Raw genomic sequence first — 4,694 nt, forward strand, 5'->3', positions numbered from 1 at the left:
GGTTTAAAGATATCTTCGGTTTAAAGATATCTTCCAGTACACCAAGTTTAGATACTTCTTTTGTTTTAAAATTATCAGGATCGTCTAACACCAAACCATCGCGGTTACCTAAAATATTATCAGAAAACCAACCGTTTACACCTAACGAACGTGCCGCCAAACCAGGCGCCAGAATGGTTTTCATTAAAGTTTGACCGGTTTTAAAATCTTTACCAGCAATTGGGGTATCGGTTTCTTTAGCCAGTTCGATTAAGGCAGGAATATCAACCGTTAAGTTTGGTGCTCCATTAGCGAAAGGAATTCCTAATTTTAATGCAGCATAAGCATAGATCATACTTGGCGCAATACGCAAATCGTTATCTCTTAAACCTTGCTCAAACGCAGCAAGCGATTCGTGAACTTCTGATGGTTCAAAATAAATTTCAGTAGAACCACACCAAACCAATACAATACGGTCGCAATTGTTTTCTTCTTTGAAGTTTTTAATATCTTCCATTACGGCTAATGCCAGTTCGTAACGGTTATCGAGATCTTTTACATATTTACCATCAAGGTTTTTTACATAATTTCTGTCGAAAGCAGCACGCATCGGTTTAATGGCCTGTAATTCCTCGCGTACGTCGCGCAAAAGGTTAGCGTCTAATACGCGGGCATTCATTGCCGCTTCGTAAACATTATCTTCATAAACATCCCAGCCACCGAAAACCAAGTCTTCAAGACCAGCCAGAGGCACAAAATCTTTAATTTTTGGTTCTCTTTTTTCTGTTCTTTTGCCCAAACGGATGGTACCCATCTGTGTTAACGAACCGATCGGTTTTGATATCCCTTTTTTAATTGCAGCAACTCCGGCAATCATGGTTGTTGCTACAGCGCCTAATCCTGGCATTAATATTCCCAGCTTGCCTTCAGCTGCTTTTACTTGTTGTTTCATTCTATTTTATTTAAAATCTTATAACCAATTGTTTTTACGGTACCAGTTTATGGTTTCATTAAGCCCTTGTTCGAGTCCGAATTGGGGCACAAAACCAAAGTCGTTCTGAATATTTTTAATGTCGCAGCCCCAATTGAGCGCGGTGAGTTCTTTTATCTTATCTACATTTAAAGCAGGAATCTTATTAAACACGCCATACAACCGTTCCATCGACCAGGCAAGGCCCTTAATCATTTGCACAGGTACATTCACGGTCAACGTTTTTTTGTTTAAGGCCTTGCGCACATGGCTAGCTAGTGCAGAACGGCTATAAACTGCCCCATCAGAAATGTTATAACTTTTGCCAACCACATCAGATGAAAGTGCTTTTATAATAATATTGGCCAGATCGGTGGCGTACACAAAGCTCAGTTCCTGTTCCTGTCTTCCGATATACAGCTCCAGTCCTGCTTTAATGGTTTTAATCAATATGAAAATGTCTTTCTCCCTCGGCCCATATACTGCGGTAGGCCTGAAGGTAATTAAGGGCAGATTGGGGATCAGCGATAAATATGTCTCTGCAAGTGCTTTGCTGATCCCATAATTGGTTACCGGATTTGATGCCCCCATATCTGTCAGTTTTTCATTTTTCCGATTTAAAGGCCCCAGTGCGGCCAAACTGCTGATAAATACGAATTTCTTTATGCTATGTGCCGATTTTGAAGCCGCCAAAGCCAGGTTCCGGGTATAAATGGCGTTTACCTGATTGTAATCATCGAGTTTTTTTGCCTTGGTTACCGCAGCTGCATGCACGATGTAGTCATATCTTTTTTCCTCTATATTTTCCTTCAACAGGTATATGGAAGAAAGATCAAGGTCAACATAGTTGATCGGAAAATCTTTAAGATGTGTTGCAGTGGCCGATTGACGTACATTTGCATACACTTCGAGATCATTCGCCAAAGCAGATTTAATCAGGTGATACCCTACAAATCCTGTCGCGCCTGTAATCAACACCCGCTTTTTCATATCGCTTTCTCCAAAATCCTGTACTTACGATATAGTTTACCACCAATATCTTCAATAGGTTTATTGATCAGATCGTTATGATCTAAAGTCCAGCTGGCCTCTGCATATTTCATGTTTTTAGCCTTAAAATGTTTGATGATACGGCCATAAAGGCAAGCTTCAATCCCCATTTTACGGTAACCATCTACTACGCCAAGCAACAAAATACGGATGCCATCAATTTTCTTTTTATTGGCCAAAAGTTTGATTAAACCTGTAGGGAACAACCTACCTCGTTTAATTTTGATCAGGATCTGATTGATATCAGGAATGGCCAATGCAAAACCCACAATCTTGCCATGCTGTTCTGCCAGGATACAAAACTCTGGGTCGAGGATCAGTTTTAAATCGTTTGCGGTATAGTCGAATTCTTTATCCGTCATCGGTACAAAACCAAGGTTTTTATCCCATGCTTTATTGTATACTTCCCTCACGGCGTTACACTCCTCCTTGAATTTCTTCATGTTGATTTTACGCAGCACAATGTCGTTACGGAGCAGCCGTTCTTCTATCCTATCCAGCAGTTTAACCGATCTTTCGCTATAATTGCCCGCAGTGTAGCGGTATGCCCTTAAATCGACATTTTTCCGAAAGCCGGTTTGCTCTAAAAGCGACAGATAATATGGCGCATTATATGGCATCATGGCCACAGGTGGCCCATCGAAACCTTCAATCAGTAATCCGCATACTTCGTTGGTTGAAAAATTTACCGGACCTAAAACTTTTGTCAGCCCTCTTTCCGATAACCAATCCTGTGCTGCATTTAAAAGCTGCAAGGCAACTTCCGCATCATTTATACAATCGAAAAAACCGAAGAAACCATCATGTCCGCCGTAAACTTTATTGTGATTTGTATTGTTAATTGCCGCAATTCGCCCAACTACTTTACCTTCGTCGTACAGTAAAAAAAGCTGTATTTCAGAATGTTCGTAAAAAGGATGTTTGCCTGGGGTAAGCAAGTCGCGTTGGGCAATAAAAAGCTCAGGGACATAGTTTACATCGGCCGCATACAATTGGTGTGGAAAATCTACAAACGCCTTTAATGCTTTTTTACCAGAAACTTTTACCAGTTCTCTCATGATTGGCTTCCTACTAATTCTACATTAACAGCTTTAAAAGCAGCACTTAGTTTGCTTATGGCTGAATCAATTTGTTCGAAAGTATGCGTGGCCATTAAAGAAAACCTGATCAATGATGAATCGGAAGGCACCGCTGGTGAAACGACCGGGTTTACAAATACCCCATTTTGCTGAAGGATATTCGTAATCATAAAGGTTTTGGTATTATCGCGGATGTAAATGGGAATAATCGGACTATTGCTGTGCCCGATATCGAAACCGGCCTCGAGCAAAAGTTTCTTCGCATATTCTGTATTGGCCCAGAGTTTATCAATACGCTCAGGCTCTGATTCGATAATATCCAATGCAGCAATTACACTTGCTACAGCAGAAGGCGGCATACTTGCGCTGAACATCAGTGAACGGGCACGGTGCTTGATATATTCGATGGTTTCGGCATTGCCCGCAATAAAACCACCTAATGAGGCCAGCGATTTGCTAAAAGTGCCCATAATCAGGTCTACATCCTCCGTAAGATTAAAATGTGATGCCGTTCCCGATCCATTAAAGCCGATTACTCCTAAACTGTGCGCATCATCCATCATAATATTGGCACCAAATTCATTGGCAATATTTACCATTTCTGGAAGATTAACTAAATCGCCTTCCATACTGAAAATGCCATCAGAAACAATCAGTTTAGCGGCATCTTCAGGTAATCTGCTCAGTTTTCGGCGCAGGTCCTGCATATCGTTATGCGCATACTTGATGGTGCGCGAGAAGGACAAACGGCTTCCATCAATAATCGAGGCATGGTCGTACTCATCCAATAACAGATAATCGTTACGATCTAATAAACAGGATATTACCCCTAGGTTGACCTGAAAACCAGTACTAAAAAGCACTGCCGCTTCTTTGCCCACATATTCTGCGAGGCGATTTTCCAATTCGAGATGAATATCGAGCGAGCCGTTCAGAAAACGCGATCCTGCACAGCCAGTCCCATATTTATCGATAGCTGCTTTTGCGGCTTCTTTTATTTTAGGATGATTGGTTAACCCTAAATAGGAATTGGAACCAAACATGAGTACCTTTTTCCCATTTATAACCACCTCGGTATCCTGGCCCGATTCTATCGACCTGAAATAAGGATATAATCCCTTTTCTTTTATCACCGCCGCATCCTTAAAAGAGGCAATTCTATCTTGTAATTTTTTACGCATGCTGAACACTTATATTCTTCAGTTTTTAAAACCCTGTTCTGAAAATTTGGCCTGTACCTGAATGCTACTTGTAGAGATTAAAATCAACTAGGTAGATTAAGGCCGCATTAACCAAACGATTTGATAACACAATTTTAACGCGGAATTGAAGCCAAAAAAAGGTTCAAATGTGGGATATATTGGTCAAAAAGTTGGATCGACGAAATGTGACATTCAGATGAATTGACCAATTGACATTCTGACTTTTATTATAAAATAGTAAAACGATAAAAAACATACAAAACAGCACAACAAATAACATAATTTACTGTTTTTAAGTCAATTAAAATTTGATATTTATTAATCAAAAGATTGAAAATTAATCAGAAATTAGTCATTTTAAAAAATTGTTATTGCAAAATTGATCTCGAACATTACATTTGCCAGTACAAAATC

Annotated in this window: 4 protein-coding genes; all 4 read right to left on the reverse strand. The window is 40.0% G+C overall.

Going from position 1 to position 4,694, the window contains the following annotated elements; all coding sequences use genetic code 11:
• Positions 1 to 931: inositol-3-phosphate synthase (locus AC1DPQ_RS18270; RefSeq protein WP_477610458.1), on the reverse strand; the 931-nt coding region annotated here is incomplete at its 3' end.
• A gap of 18 nt (positions 932 to 949) precedes the next feature.
• The gene (locus tag AC1DPQ_RS18275) at positions 950 to 1,939 is read right to left on the reverse strand and encodes an NAD-dependent epimerase/dehydratase family protein (protein WP_477610459.1); all 990 of its coding nucleotides are present in this window, start codon (positions 1,937 to 1,939) and stop codon (positions 950 to 952) included.
• Complete coding sequence (locus AC1DPQ_RS18280; protein WP_477578491.1) at positions 1,936 to 3,057, reverse strand: hypothetical protein; 1,122 nt, start codon at positions 3,055 to 3,057, stop codon at positions 1,936 to 1,938. The genes AC1DPQ_RS18275 and AC1DPQ_RS18280 overlap by 4 nt, the downstream gene beginning before the upstream one ends.
• Positions 3,054 to 4,259 carry a serine palmitoyltransferase gene (gene spt / locus AC1DPQ_RS18285; protein WP_477578490.1) on the reverse strand — a complete coding sequence of 402 codons (1,206 nt, stop codon included), beginning with the start codon at positions 4,257 to 4,259 and terminating at the stop codon, positions 3,054 to 3,056. The genes AC1DPQ_RS18280 and spt overlap by 4 nt, the downstream gene beginning before the upstream one ends.
• Positions 4,260 to 4,694 lie beyond the last annotated feature (435 nt).

It is taken from the genome of Pedobacter sp. 01T416_2, assembly GCF_056398925.1.

Excerpts from the sequence above, each read along its gene's own strand:
- AC1DPQ_RS18280 (WP_477578491.1), bottom strand. The coding sequence starts at position 3,057 with ATGAGAGAACTGGTAAAAGTTTCTGGTAAAAAAGCATTAAAGGCGTTT.
- AC1DPQ_RS18275 (WP_477610459.1), bottom strand. The coding sequence starts at position 1,939 with ATGAAAAAGCGGGTGTTGATTACAGGCGCGACAGGATTTGTAGGGTAT.
- spt (WP_477578490.1), bottom strand. The coding sequence starts at position 4,259 with ATGCGTAAAAAATTACAAGATAGAATTGCCTCTTTTAAGGATGCGGCG.